Source organism: Streptomyces sp. YIM S03343 (genome assembly GCF_054729195.1).
On sequence record NZ_JBPUKX010000001.1, the window covers coordinates 2,365,990 to 2,379,110 of the forward strand.

The following is a 13,121-nucleotide window of genomic DNA, read 5'->3' on the forward strand; positions in this document are numbered from 1 at the left end:
GCCGCGGGCTCAGAGGGCCGGGGTGCGGGGATCCGGGTCCTGCTGCTCGGGTTCCTGCACATAGCGCAGGACGCCCCACATGCCGTGCTCGTCGGTGTGCGGGGCGTCGCTCGCGCACTGCTCCAGCTCCTTGGCGAGGGCGGGCGTGTCGATGCCGGAGCCGATGAGGACGAGCTGGGTACGGCGTGGCTCGGCGGCGGGCCAGGGTTCGGGGTAGAAGCGCAGGAACCGGCCCACGGCGTGGACGGCGTAACGGTTGCGGACGTCGTACGGCCCGAAGTCGACGTACCCCTTGATGCGGTAGAGGCCCTGCGGGCGGCTGTCCAGGAAGGCCATCAACCGGCGCGGGTCGAGCGGCACTTCGCTGACGTGGGAGAGGCTGTCGTAGGCCGCGTGCAGATGGCCCGCGTGAAGGTCGTGGACGTCGTCGCCGGTGTGGTCGTGCAGATCGTCGAAGGACAGCTGCCCGATGCGCTCCTCGCCGGGCCGGCAGTCGAAAAGGAGCTCCGGGTCGACGCGACCGTAGGACGCCGGTACGACGGCGGCCCGGTCGACGAGGGACCGTACGAGCGCGAGGATCCGCCCGCTGTCCTCGGCGCGGTCGGCCTTGTTGACGACGACCAGGTCCGCGAGGGCGAGATGCCGGTCGATCTCGGGGTGCCGGGCCCGGGTGCCGTCGAACTCGGTGGCGTCCACGACCTCGATCAGCCCGCCGTACACGATGTCCGGCTGCTCGCTGGCGAGCACCATCCGCACGAGTTCCTGAGGTTCGGCGAGGCCGCTGGCCTCGATGACGATGACATCGACACCGAGGGACTGCCGCGCGAGCCGCCCGAGACAGTCGTCGAGTTCACCGGTGTCGACCGCGCAGCACAGACAGCCGTTGCCGAGCGAGACCGTGGACCCGCCGAGGGCGCCCGCGACGGCCATGGCGTCGATCTCGATCGCCCCGAAGTCGTTGACGATCGCGCCGATACGGCTGCCTCCGCTGCGGTGGAGGAGATGGTTGAGCAGGGTCGTCTTGCCGGAACCGAGGAAACCGGCGAGGACCACGACGGGGATCTGCCGGGTGCTGCGAAGCCGGTCGCTGTCCGGGTCCGGCGATCCGGTGGCCGGGCTCTGGCTCGGGCTCGGCTGGCTCAACGTGCGACCTCTTTCACACCGGCCTGCGCGCCGGACAGCGACCCGGCGGGGACCGGGGGTTTGGGGTGATCCCACGGTATCCAGAGGTCAGCGAGAGTGTGCGGCGTGTCGCCAAAGAACATGCACGACACGGACGGCCCCGAGAACTCCGGCGACCGAAGCGCCCGTCACCAGCAGGAACGTGTCGACGGCGGGCGGAAGGTGCCAGACGACGACGGGACCGGCGATCGCCGCGAACATGACAGCTGCGAGGAAGCACGCGCTGAGCAGCGCATAGCCGATCTCCACCGTGATCTCGTCCCGCTCGGCCTGACTTCGTCGCCCCGATCCCATGACTCAAGCATGACACCTCGCCGGTGCCCGGGCGTCAGGGCAACGCCGGTACCGCAGCCGGGGGTTGGGGGCCCACATAGCGGGCCGCCGGACGAATGATCTTCGGGTCCTCCGCCTGTTCGAGGATGTTGGCGCTCCAGCCGACCGTCCGGGCCGCCGCGAACGTCGGTGTGAACATCTCCCTGGGCAGACCGCACAGTTCCATGACCACGCCCGCGTAGAACTCGACGTTCGTGTGGAGTTCCCGGCCGGGTTTGAGTTCGGCCAGGATGGCCTCCACGCGTTGTTCGACCTCGGTCGCGAAGTCCACCAGCGGGCCGCCGAACCGCTGTGCGATGCCGCGCAACAAGCGGGAACGGGGGTCCTCGGTGCGGTAGACGGGGTGGCCGAAGCCCATGATGCGCTCGCCGGCCAGGACGTGTTCGCGGATCCACGGGTCGATCCGGTCGGGGCTGCCGATCGCGTCCAGCGTGTCCAGCGCGCGGCTCGGAGCGCCGCCGTGCAGCGGACCGGAGAGCGCCCCCACGGCGCCGACCAGGGCGGCTGCCACGTCCGCGCCCGTCGATGTGATCACGCGTGCGGTGAAGGTGGAGGCGTTGAAGCCGTGGTCGACGGTGGAGATCAGATACTGCTCGATCGCCCTGGCCCGCTCCGCGTCCGGTTCCGCACCGGTCAGCATGTACAGGTAGTTCGCGGCATACGGCAGATCCGTGCACGGTTCGACCGGCTCCAGGCCCTTCCCCAGCCGGTACAGCGCCGTCAGCAGTGTGGGTACGGCCGCCACGGCGGCGACGGTGTCCGCGCGGCGCCGGTCGGCGGAGACGTCGTACACCGGCCGGAAGCCCTTGGACGCACCGAGCAGGGACAGCGCACTGCGCAGACCGGCCAGCGGCCCGCTCGGGCCGCTCGCGGCGGCGACGGAGGGCAGCGCGGCGCGCACGTCCTCGGGCAGTCGGCGCAGCCGCGCCGTGTGGGCGGTGAACGCGGCCAGTTGTGCGGCACCGGGCAGTTCGCCGTGGACCATCAGATGCCAGACGTCCTCGAAGCCGCGGCTCTGCGCGAGGTCGACGGCCGAGTACTGACGGTAGTGGTAGAAACCCTCCCGCCCCCTGACGTCGCCCAGGGCGGTGTCGGTGACGGCGACGCCCGCGAGCCCCCGCGGTACGTCGACAAGGGTGGATGCGGCCCCGTTGACGGACATGTTGACGGACATGATTCCTCCTCGGACTTGATTCGACTGTCCATGATTGATGAAATAGGTGTCAATATTGATTCAGTCAACACATCAGTCAACACATCTACTCCCGGTGGATACGGTGATCCGCATGCCTGACCAGGAACCCGCTGCCGGCCACCCCGCGCGGAGGCTGAGCACCAAGGAAGCCGCCGAGCAGCTCGGCGTGAAGCCCGAGACCGTGTACGCCTATGTGAGCCGGGGCCAGCTGAGCAGCGCCCGCGCGCCCGGCGGACGCGGCAGCACCTTCGACCCCGAGGAGGTGACCGCGCTCGCCCGGCGCAACAGGCGCGAGAGCGCGGAGAGTCCGGGCTCCGGCGGCGAGCTGTCGGTGCGGACCCGGATCACGCTGATCGAGGAGGACCGGTACTACTTCCGGGGCGTGGACGCGACCGAGCTGGCCGCGCGCCACTCCTACGAGGAGATCGCCGAGTGGCTGTGGACCGGACGGCTGGACCCCGGCGTCACCTTCACGGCTCCGGAGGCATCCGTGACCGCCGCCCGCCACGCCGTCGGCGCCCTGCCGGAACACACCGGGCCCGCCGACCGGCTGCGGGTCGCGGCGATCGCGGCCGGGGCCGAGGACCCGATGCGTTTCGACCTCTCCGAGGAGGCCGTGCTCGGCACCGCCCGCATCCTCATCCCCACCCTGGTCGCCGCCCTGCCGGGCATGCACGGCCACGGTGACGACGGCCCGCTCGCCCACCGGCTGTGGGGCCGTCTCACCGGTCACCCGGCCGACGAGGCGCGGCTGCGGGTCCTGGACACGGCGCTCGGCCTGCTCGTCGACCACGACCTGGCCGCCTCGACCCTCGCCGTGCGAGTCGCCGCGTCGGCCCGCGCGCACCCCTACGCTGCGGTTTCCGCCGGGCTCGGGGTGCTGGAGGGTCCGCTGCACGGCGCGGCCAGCGGGCTCGCCCACCGTCTCCTGCTGGAAGTACTGGACCACGGCAGCGCAGGCCCGGTCGTCGCCGAGGAACTGCGCGCCGGGCGCCGTATCCCCGGGCTGGGCCACCGGCTCTACCAGGGCGAGGACCCGCGCGCGCGTGCCCTGTTCACCCTCCTGGAGGAGGTTCCCGGTGCCGCGCCCGCCCTCGCGGCGGCCCGCGACATCATCGCCACGACCGTGCGCCACACCCCGCTGCACGCCAATGTGGACCTCGCCCTGGCCGTGCTCACCGTCTCCTCCGGCATGCTTCCCTCGGCCGGTGAGACGGTCTTCGCGGTCGCCCGCACGGCCGGATGGATCGCGCACGCCCTGGAGGAGTACGGCGAACGCCCCCTGCGCATGCGGCCCGTCGGCCACTACGTGGGGGAACGGCCGCCTCGACCGCTGCCGGAGCCCGGCACCAGGATGCCTGGAGGCCGTCACCAGTAAGTCAGGTTAGGCTCACCTGCGTGAGTACGTGCGCGACCGTCTCCCGCAGCCTCGACGAGCCCGTCGCCGGAACCGCGGCCACCGCGACGACGTGGCTGCTGCTGGAACAGCCCGGCCCGTGGGGTGCCAGAGCGCTCACCTCGAGTCACCTGGACCCCGCGGTCGGCCGCGCGCTGGAGCAGGCCACCGAGGGCACCGGCGTACGGATGGCGCTCATCCGCCGCCCGGGACGGCACGCCGACCCCGGCGGGCCCGCCGTACGCCAGGTGTACGCGGCCCACACAGTGCCCGGGAACGCCTGGCTGCACAGTGCCACGACCTGCGACCCCCGCCGACTGCTCGACCTCGACTTCGCCGCCCTCGGGCGCGGCGACCACCGCACGTTCGGCGCGGCACTCGGCGGCAGCCGGCACACCCGGGATCCGCTCGCGCTCGTGTGCACCAACGGCAAGCGAGACCGCTGCTGCGCCCTGCTCGGCCGCCCCCTCGCCGCCGAGCTCAGTGCCTCCGGCGTCCCGGGTGTCTGGGAGGTCACGCATCTGGGCGGTCACCGCTTCTCCCCCACGGTGCTCGTGCTGCCGTACGGCTACGCATACGGGCGGGTCGAGGCGCCCGCGGTCAAGGAGATCCTCCAGAGCGTCCAGGAGGGGCGCGTCGTCGTCGAGGGCTGTCGGGGCAACTCGGCCTGGCAGCGGCCCGGGCAGTCGGCCGAGCTGGCCGTGCGCACGGCTGCCGGCGAGTACACGGCGGACGCGCTGAGCGTCGTACGCATCGAGGGCGCGGCGCCGCGCTGGGAGGTGACCGTCGCGCACACCGACGGGCGCCGCTGGCTCGTCGTCGTGGCACAGGGCGCCGCCCTGCCGCCCCGCCCGGAGAGCTGCGGCGCCTCCGTGCTCGGCACACCGGGCAGCATGGACGTGGTCGCGGTGCACGAGCTGGCGGCGGTGCTCCCCCGCTGAACCACGGGAGCACGGCCCGCGCGCGTGGGACGGCGCGGAGGCGTCCGTACGCGCGCGGGGTGTCGCGTGGCGAAAACGACTGCACGCGCGCGAGGCGACACCGAGCGGCATCGGCCGCACGCGCGCGAGGAGGCCCCTGGTGATGCCCTGCCAGGTCGATGCATGACGTCGCCGGCCTCACGCGCGCGGAGGCCGCAACCCGTCCCGCGCCCTGTGGCCGCAACGATCCACGTCACACCCCTTCGGTACGCCCCGCCCTGCCCCGTACCGTCGTCGCCATGAGTCGCACCGCATCCGTACGCCGCCTGCGCCTCGGTCTGCCCCGGCGGGTGTTCTCGCAGGTCCTGCTGATGCAGCTGGCGATCGCGGCGGGCGTCGCGGTCCTCGCGACCGGACTTTTCCTGGCGCCGCTCAGCCACCAGCTGGACCATGAGGCGATGCGGCGCGCCCTCGCGATCGCCGAGACCGCCGCGCAGGAGCCGCAGATCGCCGAGGACCTCCAGAGCACCGCGCCGACGGCGGACGGGCCCGTGCAGCAGGAGGCGGAACGGATTCGGCTGGCCACCGACGCCGAGTACGTGGTGGTAATGGATCTGCGTGGTATGCGCTGGTCGCACACCGACCCGGCGATGATCGGCGGACGGGTCTCGACCGACCCCAGCAGGGCGCTCGCCGGTGAGAAGGTCATGCAGATCGACACCGGCACCCTGGGCCGCTCGGCCCGGGGCAAGGTGCCGCTGCGCGACACGCGGGGCCGGATCGTCGGTGCGGTGTCGGTCGGCATCGCCTACGACAGTGTGCGCGCCCGTCTGATGAGCGCGATCCCGGGGCTGTTCGCCTACACCGGCGCGGCCCTGGCCGTCGGTGCGTTCGCCGCCTGGCTGGTCTCCCGGCGTGTCCTGAGGCAGACCCGTGACCTGGCCTTCTCCGACATCTCGGCGCTTCTCGCGGAGCGCGAGGCGATGCTGCACGGCATCCGGGAGGGTGTCGTCGCCCTGGACCGCACCGGCCGTGTGCGCCTCCTCAACGACGAGGCGCGCCGGTTGCTGGCGATCGGTGACGAGGCCGTCGGCCGGTCGCTCGACGAGGCGCTCGGCGCCGGCCGTACGACCGATGTGCTGGCGGGCCGGGTGACCGGCACCGACCTGCTCACCGTGCGCGGCCACCGTGTCCTGGTGGCCAACCGCATGCCCACCGGCGACGGCGGCGCCGTGGCCACCCTGCGCGACCGCACCGAACTGGAGCAGCTGGGCCGCGAGCTGGACTCGACACGCGGCCTGATCGACGCGCTGCGCGCCCAGGACCACGAGCACGCCAACCGCATGCACACCCTGCTGGGCCTGCTGGAGCTGGAGATGTACGACGACGCCGTGGAGTTCGTCGGGGAGGTCGTGGGTGATCACCGGGTCACGGCGGAGCAGATCACCGGGAAGGTCGCGGATCCGCTGCTGGCCGCCTTGCTCGTCGGCAAGGCGACCGTCGCGGCCGAGCGGGGTGTCGCCCTGTGGGTGTCGGAGCGGACGCGGCTGCCGGACCGGCTGATCGATCCGAGGGGGCTGGTCACGGTGGTGGGCAACCTGGTGGACAACGCCCTGGACGCCGTCGCGGGCGGTCCGCACGCACGCGTGGAGGTCGAGATGCGCGCCGAGGGCCGTACCGCCGTCCTGACGGTGCGTGACACGGGCCCCGGGATCCCGGCCGAGCAGCGTGAGCTGGTCTTCGCCGAGGGATGGTCCACGAAGCGGCCGCCCGCGCACGGACAGCGCGGCATAGGGCTCCCGCTGGTACGGCGGCTCGCCGAGCGCCAGGGCGGGAGCGCGACGGTGGGCGAGGCGGACGGCGGGGGCGCGGAGTTCACGGTGGTGCTCCCGGAGGCGCTGGCCGGGCAGGAGCTGCTGCCGCTCCCGGAGGCGCTGGCCGGGCAGGAGCTGCTGCCGGTACCGGAGGCCGGGCCGGAGCCGGTACCGGATGCCGGGCCCGGGCCCGCCGTCGAGGAGCGGCGATGAGCAACCCGCGCTCACGGCGTACGGCGGCGCGGGTCGCCCGGGACACCGTCGCAGGGGCGACCCGCGCCTGAGGCACGGCCCGTGGGGGCGAGGGGGGGAAGAGGCCGCGCCCTCCTTCATACGTATGTCAGCCCGCGGAGTTCTCGGCCGCGTTCTTCACGAACTCGGTCGTATAGGTCTTGCTCAGATCGACATCCGCGTTCTTGACCGCGGGATTGAACGCCTTGAGGACCTTTTCGACCGTCTCGGGCCCGTTCTCCGGCATCACTCCGTCCTTGGTGAACATCGGCAGTGTGCTCTTGATCGCGGCGGCGTAGAGGACACCGTTGCCCTGGGAGTAGTCGGCGGGCATCTTGTCGGCGATCTCGGAGGCGCTGTGGGTGGCCATCCAGCCGAGCGTCCTGACGAAGGCGTCGGCGAGCTTCTGGACGGTGGCCTTGTGGCCGTCGACCCAGTCCGTGCGCATATAGAGGCTCGACGAGGGGTACGGCCCGCCGAGCGCCGACTGCGAGCCCTCCGGCGTGCGCATGTCGATGAGGACCTTGCCCGCCTTCTTGGCGAGGACGGTGGCCACCGTCGGGTCGGTCGTCATACCGGCGTCGATGGAACCCTGCTGGAGCGCCGAGACGAACGTCGGTCCCGCACCGACCGCGACCGAGGTGAACTCGCCGGTCCCCACACCGTTCTTGACGGCGAGGTACTTGGTGAGGAAGTCGGTCGAGGCACCGAGACCGGTGACGCCGAGTTTCCTGCCCTTGAAGTCCTTCGGGGAGGTGATGTCGTCCTCGTGCTTCGCGGCGACGATCTCGACCTCGCCCGGTGCCCGGGAGAACTGCACGACGGACTCGACGGTCTTGCCCTTCACCTGAAGGTCGAGCGTGTGGTCGTAGAAGCCCACCGCGCCCTGGACCTGACCGGAGACGAGCGCGGTCTCCGCCTGAACGCCCGCGGGCTCGCTGAGCAGTTCCACATCGAGGCCCTCGGCGTCGAAGTAGCCCAGCCGCTGGGCGAGCATCGCCGGCAGGTAGATGACCTTGTCCAGGCCGCCCACCATGATCTTGACCTTCTCGCCCTTGCCGTCGCCCTTGCCTCCGGAGCCGGTGGACGCGGTGCTCGCCGCGTCGTTCGCGCAGGCGGTGAGGGAGGCGAGGGCGAGCAGGCAGGCAGTCGCGAGCGAGGCGCTTCTGACGTTGGTGACGGTCTTGCGGATCGTGCGGATCTTGCGCATGGCGGTGTCACGTCCTTGTGAGAGGGCTGTGCGGGCCGAGGGGGGTGGTGTCGGAGTGCGAAGGGGCGCGCTCAGTGGTCTGAGTGCGCCGGTTTCCACCGGAAGACGCGGCGCTCGGCGAAGGTCAGCAGGCCCTCGGCCACCAGGGCCACGACCGCGAGGATGACCATCGCGGCGTACACACCGGCCGCGTTGAAGGTGCCCTGCGACTGCGCGACGAGCAGGCCGATGCCCTTGGTCGCCCCGATGTACTCGCCGACGATCGCGCCGATGAGAGCGAAGCCGAAGCTGACATGGAGGCTGGTGAAGATCCACGAGGTAGCCGACGGAACGACCACCTGGAATGTCACCCTGCGGTCGCTCGCGCCCAGGATGCGCGCGTTGGCCACCAGATTGCGGTCGACCTCGCGGGCGCCCTGGAAGGCGTTGAAGAACACCGGGAAGAACACCAGGACCACGGCCGACGCGACCTTGGAGGCGGGCCCCAGCCCGAACCAGATCACGAAGATCGGGGCCAGCACGATCCTCGGAATGGAGTTGAGGACCTTGATGTACGGGCCGAGGACATCGGCGAGGAAGGCGATCCGCCCGAGGGCGATGCCGAGGACCACACCGGTCGCGACCCCGAGCACCCAGCCGAGCAGCGCCTCGTGCAGCGTGTACCAGATCTGCTCGCCCAGGGAGCCCTGAGCGGTTCCGTGCATCACCCAGGTGCGGATCTGGTCCCAGATCTTCGAGGGCATCGAGAAGTTGAACGGATCGATGACCTCGGCCCGGGAGAGCGACTCCCACAGGCCGAGCACGACGACCAGCAGCAGGACACGGGCGGCCATGACGACGGCCTTGCGTCTGCGCGCGGCTCCGGCCCCGGACCGCCTACGCTCGGGGACGGCGGCGGAGACGGCGTCGGCGACAGGTTCGGCGAGAACGTCAGGCGACACGGGCGGCACCCCTCTCCCGGGTGATACGGACCTCTTCGCCCAGCGACTCCCAGATCTCCCGGTAGATCTCGATGAACCGCGGTTCCAGGCGCACCGATTCGACCTTGCGCGGGCGGGGCAGGTCGATGTCGAAGATGTGCTTCACGGTCGCGGGCCCGGCCGTCATCACGACGACCTTGTCGGCCAGCGCGATGGACTCCTCGAGGTCGTGAGTGACGAAGACCACCGAGGCGCCGGTGCCCTCCCACAGGTCGAGGAGCTCGTCCGACATCAGGGCACGGGTCTGCACGTCCAGCGCCGAGAACGGCTCGTCCATGAGCAGGATCTCGGGGTCGTTCACGAAGGTCGCGGCGAGGGCGACACGCTTGCGCTGGCCACCGGAGAGCTGGTGCGGATAGCGGTCGTGGAACCCGGCGAGGCCGACCCGGTCCAGCCAGTCCCGCGCCCTCGCCCTGGCCTCGGCCTTCGGTACACCGCGGAAGCGCGGGCCCGCCATGACGTTGGACAGCACCGTGCGCCAGGGGAAGGTGGCGTCCTGCTGGAAGACGAAGCCGACCTTGTCGCCCACACCACGCACCAGCTCACCGGCGACCAGGACCTCGCCCTCGGTGGGCTTCTCCAGACCGCTGACCAGGGTCAGTGTGGTCGACTTCCCGCAGCCGGTGGGGCCGACGACCGCGACGAACTCGCCCCGGCCGACCCTGAGATCCAGTCCACTGACGGCCGTGTGCAAGGCCCCCGACGGGGTCCTGAACATCTTGCTCGCGCCCCGCAGTTCGATGGCGGGGCTGGTGTCTGCGCTCATGGCCCGGACCGTAGAAGCGGCCCGGGACGCCACGGCAGTCTTCCGGTCGCAAGCCGTTCTTTTGCTCGCAAGAGCCTGTTGTGCTCGTTTTGCTCGCGCTACAAAAGCCAGCACGAAACACGGGCTTTACGCTCGCCGACCTTCGAGGGAGAGGCCCGATGATTGACGTCCTGGTCGTGGACGACGACTTCCGCGTCGCCGAGATCAACGCCAAGTACGTGGGAAAGGTTCCCGGGTTCCGGGTGGCCGCCCGCGCGCACAGCGCCGCCCAGGCCCTGACGGCGGTGCAGCGCGGCGGTATCGATCTGGTGCTGCTCGACCACTATCTGCCCGACCAGACCGGGCTGGAACTCGTGCACCGCCTGCGGGAGCAGGGGCACGGCGCCGATGTCATCATGATCACGGCGTCCGGCGATGTGACGACCGTGCAGCGGGCCATGCGGCTGGGCGCGCTGCACTACCTGGTCAAGCCGTTCACCTTCGCCGCGCTGCGCACCCGGCTGGACTCCTATGCCGCCCTGCGCCGCACCGTCGACCGGGTCGGAGGGCGTGGCCTGGCGGGCCAGGAGCAGGTCGACCGTATCTTCGGCGCGCTGCGGACCGCGCCCCCGTCGTCCTCGCCCGGCCTGCACAGCGGTCATACGGAGCCCACCACGGACCTGATCTGCGGTGTGCTGCACCGCGCCGGCGAGCCGCTGTCCGCCCACGAGGTCGCCGCCCGCACCGGTCTGAGCCGCTCCACGGCCCAGCGCTATCTGCGCCATCTGGAACGGGCCGGGCGGCTACGGCTGTCCCTCAAGTACGGCGACACGGGCCGCCCCGAGCACCGTTACGCCTGGGTGGCGCCGTAGCCGCCGTAGCCGCCATAGCCCGCGAGCACGGCGCGGAGACGCTACGGCGGAGACGGCACCGCGTCCCGTCAGACGGCCCCCGCCCCCGTCAGCGAGCGCACCTCGGTCTCCGCGTGCCGGGCCTCGTCCGGGGCCTCGGCCGAGGTGACCGTGCCGATCCAGCCCGCGAGGAAGCCGAGCGGGATGGAGACCAGGCCGGGGTTCTCCAGCGGGAAGTACTGGAAGTCGAGGCCCGGGAACAGCGCTTCGGGGCTGCCGGACACCACCGGGGAGAGCACCACCAGCACCAGCGCCGGAACGAGCCCGCCGTACACCGCCCACAGCGCGCCCCGTGTCGTGAAGCCGCGCCAGAACAGCGAGTACAGCAGTACGGGCAGGTTCGCGGAGGCCGCCACCGCGAAGGCGAGGCCCACCAGGAAGGCGACGTTGAGGTCCCGGGCCAGCAGGCCGAGGGCGATCGCGACGACGCCGATACCGACCGCCGCCACCCGGGCCACGGCCACCTCGCTGCGCGGCTTGGTCCGGCGGCGCAGCGAGGCGTACAGGTCGTGCGCCACGGACGCCGAGGAGGCGAGCGTGATCCCGGCGACCACCGCGAGGATCGTGGCGAAGGCGACGGCCGCCACGACGGCGAACAGCACGGTCCCGCCGGTGGAATCCGCGCCGCCGCCCAGGTCGAGGGCAAGCAGCGGAACCGCGGTGTTCCCCGCCGCGTTCGACTCCCGGACGGCTTCCGGGCCGACGATCGCGGTGGCCCCGAAGCCGAGGACCACGGTCATCAGATAGAAGCCGCCGATGAGCGCGATCGACCAGATCACCGAACGGCGGGCGGCCCGCGCGGTCGGCACCGTGTAGAAGCGGGACAGGATGTGGGGCAGACCGGCGGTGCCCAGCACCAGCGCCAGGCCGAGACTGATGAAGTCGAACCGCTCGGTCCAGTCCCCGCCGTACTTCAGGCCCGGTGCCAGGAACGAGTCCCCGTGGCCGCTGCGTTCGGCGGCCGTCCGCAGCAGTTGGTTGAAGTCGCCGTGGAAGCGCACCATCACGAGCACCGTCAGCACGACGGTGCCGCCGAGCAGCAGGACCGCCTTGACGATCTGGATCCAGGTGGTGGCCCGCATCCCTCCCAACGACACATAGATCACCATGAGCGCGCCGACGCCGATGACCGTCCATGCCTGGGCCGCGGCGCCCGTGCCGCCCAGGAGCAGCGCCACCAGGCTGCCCGCTCCCACCATCTGGGCCACCAGATAGAAGACGGACACGATGACCGAGGAGGTTCCCGCCGCGATCCGCACGGGCCGCTCGCTCATCCGCGCGGCGAGCACATCGGCGAGGGTGAACCGCCCGCAGTTGCGCACCAGTTCGGCGACCAGGAAGAGCACCACCAGCCACGCGACGAGAAAGCCCACCGCATACAGCAGCCCGTCGTAGCCGAAGAGCGAGATCACCCCGGCAACGCCGAGGAAGGAGGCGGCCGACATGTAGTCACCCGCGATGGCGAACCCGTTCTCCAGCGGTGTGAAGAGACGCCCGCCCGCGTAGAACTCCTCGGCCGAGCCCTGCCGTTTGCGGCTCACCCATGTCGTGATCGCCAGGGTGACGGCGACGAAGACGCTGAACAGCAGGAGCGCCAGCGTCTGGTGCGGACCCGTCACCGCTTGCCGCCTTCCATGCCACGCGTCAGTTCCTGTGTGTCCCAGCGCAGTTCGAGCGCCGCCCGGTCCCTGCGCAGCCGTGCGTGCAGGGCGTAGGCCCAGGTGAGCAGGAACGTGGTGAAGAACTGCCCCAGTCCCGCGATCATCGCCACGTTCACGACGCCCGCCACCGGCCGTGCCATCAGGCCGGGCGCGGTCGTCGCCATCACCACATAGCCCACGTACCAGCTCAGGAAGGCGGCTGTTCCGGGTCCCACGAACCTTCGGTACCGCCGGCGCACCTCCTGGAAGGCCGCGCTGCGCTGCACCTCCAGATACACATCAGCGGCGCGGACGGCCGGGACCTCCTGCTCCTGGCGGGCGGCCGGCACAACGGCGGGACCGGGGGCCGGAGTTCCACGGCCGACCGACTCCCCCCAGCCGGGGGCGAGGAGGTCGTACCAGGGATCTTCGTACGCCGGCTCCCCCGCCACGGGTGCCGCCGACGCGGGACGCCAGCCGTTATCGGCCCAGCTCTCGGAGCCGCCGCCGCTCTCGCGGGGACGGACATTGCTTGACTGCATACCCCAAGGATGGACAGAACGG

The 13,121-nt window shown here is 71.4% G+C and carries 12 protein-coding genes; 4 read left to right on the top strand and 8 right to left on the bottom strand.

Annotated elements, in window-relative coordinates; all coding sequences use genetic code 11:
• Window positions 1–9: 9 nt before the first annotated feature.
• From ACSYGN_RS10075 to ACSYGN_RS10085, 3 genes are all read right to left on the bottom strand, one after another.
• Window positions 10–1,143: a CobW family GTP-binding protein gene (locus ACSYGN_RS10075; protein ID WP_460394039.1), complete on the bottom strand. Its 1,134-nt coding sequence runs from the start codon at window positions 1,141–1,143 to the stop codon at window positions 10–12.
• 87 nt (window positions 1,144–1,230) lie between these two features.
• Window positions 1,231–1,476, bottom strand: a complete 246-nt coding sequence (locus ACSYGN_RS10080; RefSeq protein ID WP_460394041.1) for a DUF6332 family protein — start codon at window positions 1,474–1,476, stop codon at window positions 1,231–1,233.
• 34 nt (window positions 1,477–1,510) lie between these two features.
• Window positions 1,511–2,677: a citrate synthase gene (locus ACSYGN_RS10085; RefSeq protein WP_460403359.1), complete on the bottom strand. Its 1,167-nt coding sequence runs from the start codon at window positions 2,675–2,677 to the stop codon at window positions 1,511–1,513.
• Window positions 2,678–2,801: 124 nt separating this feature from the next.
• On the opposite strand from ACSYGN_RS10085, the gene ACSYGN_RS10090 reads away from it, so the two are divergent.
• From ACSYGN_RS10090 to ACSYGN_RS10100, 3 genes are all read left to right on the top strand, one after another.
• Window positions 2,802–4,088, top strand: a complete 1,287-nt coding sequence (locus tag ACSYGN_RS10090) for a citrate synthase family protein (RefSeq protein WP_460394043.1) — start codon at window positions 2,802–2,804, stop codon at window positions 4,086–4,088.
• Between the two features lie 20 nt (window positions 4,089–4,108).
• Window positions 4,109–5,047, top strand: coding sequence for a sucrase ferredoxin (locus tag ACSYGN_RS10095; protein ID WP_460394045.1), 939 nt, complete (start codon window positions 4,109–4,111; stop codon window positions 5,045–5,047).
• A 278-nt stretch (window positions 5,048–5,325) separates the two neighbouring features.
• Window positions 5,326–7,053 (top strand): sensor histidine kinase, encoded by a 1,728-nt coding sequence (locus ACSYGN_RS10100; protein WP_460394047.1) that lies wholly within the window; start codon window positions 5,326–5,328, stop codon window positions 7,051–7,053.
• 127 nt (window positions 7,054–7,180) lie between these two features.
• Here ACSYGN_RS10100 and ACSYGN_RS10105 read toward each other — a convergent pair whose 3' ends face one another.
• The 3 genes from ACSYGN_RS10105 to ACSYGN_RS10115 form a co-directional block, all read right to left on the bottom strand.
• On the bottom strand, window positions 7,181–8,281 hold the full coding sequence (locus ACSYGN_RS10105; protein WP_460394049.1) for an ABC transporter substrate-binding protein: 1,101 nt from the start codon (window positions 8,279–8,281) through the stop codon (window positions 7,181–7,183).
• Between the two features lie 71 nt (window positions 8,282–8,352).
• Complete coding sequence (locus ACSYGN_RS10110) at window positions 8,353–9,222, bottom strand: ABC transporter permease (protein ID WP_460394051.1); 870 nt, start codon at window positions 9,220–9,222, stop codon at window positions 8,353–8,355.
• Entirely contained in the window at window positions 9,212–10,027 is an 816-nt protein-coding gene (locus tag ACSYGN_RS10115) for an ABC transporter ATP-binding protein (RefSeq protein WP_460394053.1), read from the bottom strand. Before ACSYGN_RS10115 ends, ACSYGN_RS10110 begins: the two co-directional genes overlap by 11 nt.
• Before the next feature lie 158 nt (window positions 10,028–10,185).
• Here ACSYGN_RS10115 and ACSYGN_RS10120 point away from each other — a divergent pair, with 158 nt between their 5' ends.
• Window positions 10,186–10,878, top strand: a complete 693-nt coding sequence (locus ACSYGN_RS10120) for a response regulator (RefSeq protein ID WP_460394055.1) — start codon at window positions 10,186–10,188, stop codon at window positions 10,876–10,878.
• Window positions 10,879–10,946: 68 nt separating this feature from the next.
• Here ACSYGN_RS10120 and ACSYGN_RS10125 read toward each other — a convergent pair whose 3' ends face one another.
• Window positions 10,947–12,536, bottom strand: a complete 1,590-nt coding sequence (locus tag ACSYGN_RS10125) for a solute symporter family protein (protein WP_460394057.1) — start codon at window positions 12,534–12,536, stop codon at window positions 10,947–10,949.
• The gene (locus tag ACSYGN_RS10130) at window positions 12,533–13,099 is read right to left on the bottom strand and encodes a DUF485 domain-containing protein (RefSeq protein WP_460394059.1); all 567 of its coding nucleotides are present in this window, start codon (window positions 13,097–13,099) and stop codon (window positions 12,533–12,535) included. The genes ACSYGN_RS10125 and ACSYGN_RS10130 overlap by 4 nt, the downstream gene beginning before the upstream one ends.
• Window positions 13,100–13,121: the final 22 nt, after the last annotated feature.

Coding starts and splice junctions, on each gene's coding strand:
- ACSYGN_RS10115 (WP_460394053.1), bottom strand. CDS start 10,027: ATGAGCGCAGACACCAGCCCCGCCATCGAACTGCGGGGCGCGAGCAAG.
- ACSYGN_RS10105 (WP_460394049.1), bottom strand. CDS start 8,281: ATGCGCAAGATCCGCACGATCCGCAAGACCGTCACCAACGTCAGAAGC.
- ACSYGN_RS10120 (WP_460394055.1), top strand. CDS start 10,186: ATGATTGACGTCCTGGTCGTGGACGACGACTTCCGCGTCGCCGAGATC.
- ACSYGN_RS10085 (WP_460403359.1), bottom strand. CDS start 2,677: ATGTCCGTCAACGGGGCCGCATCCACCCTTGTCGACGTACCGCGGGGG.
- ACSYGN_RS10130 (WP_460394059.1), bottom strand. CDS start 13,099: ATGCAGTCAAGCAATGTCCGTCCCCGCGAGAGCGGCGGCGGCTCCGAG.
- ACSYGN_RS10100 (WP_460394047.1), top strand. CDS start 5,326: ATGAGTCGCACCGCATCCGTACGCCGCCTGCGCCTCGGTCTGCCCCGG.
- ACSYGN_RS10080 (WP_460394041.1), bottom strand. CDS start 1,476: ATGGGATCGGGGCGACGAAGTCAGGCCGAGCGGGACGAGATCACGGTG.
- ACSYGN_RS10090 (WP_460394043.1), top strand. CDS start 2,802: ATGCCTGACCAGGAACCCGCTGCCGGCCACCCCGCGCGGAGGCTGAGC.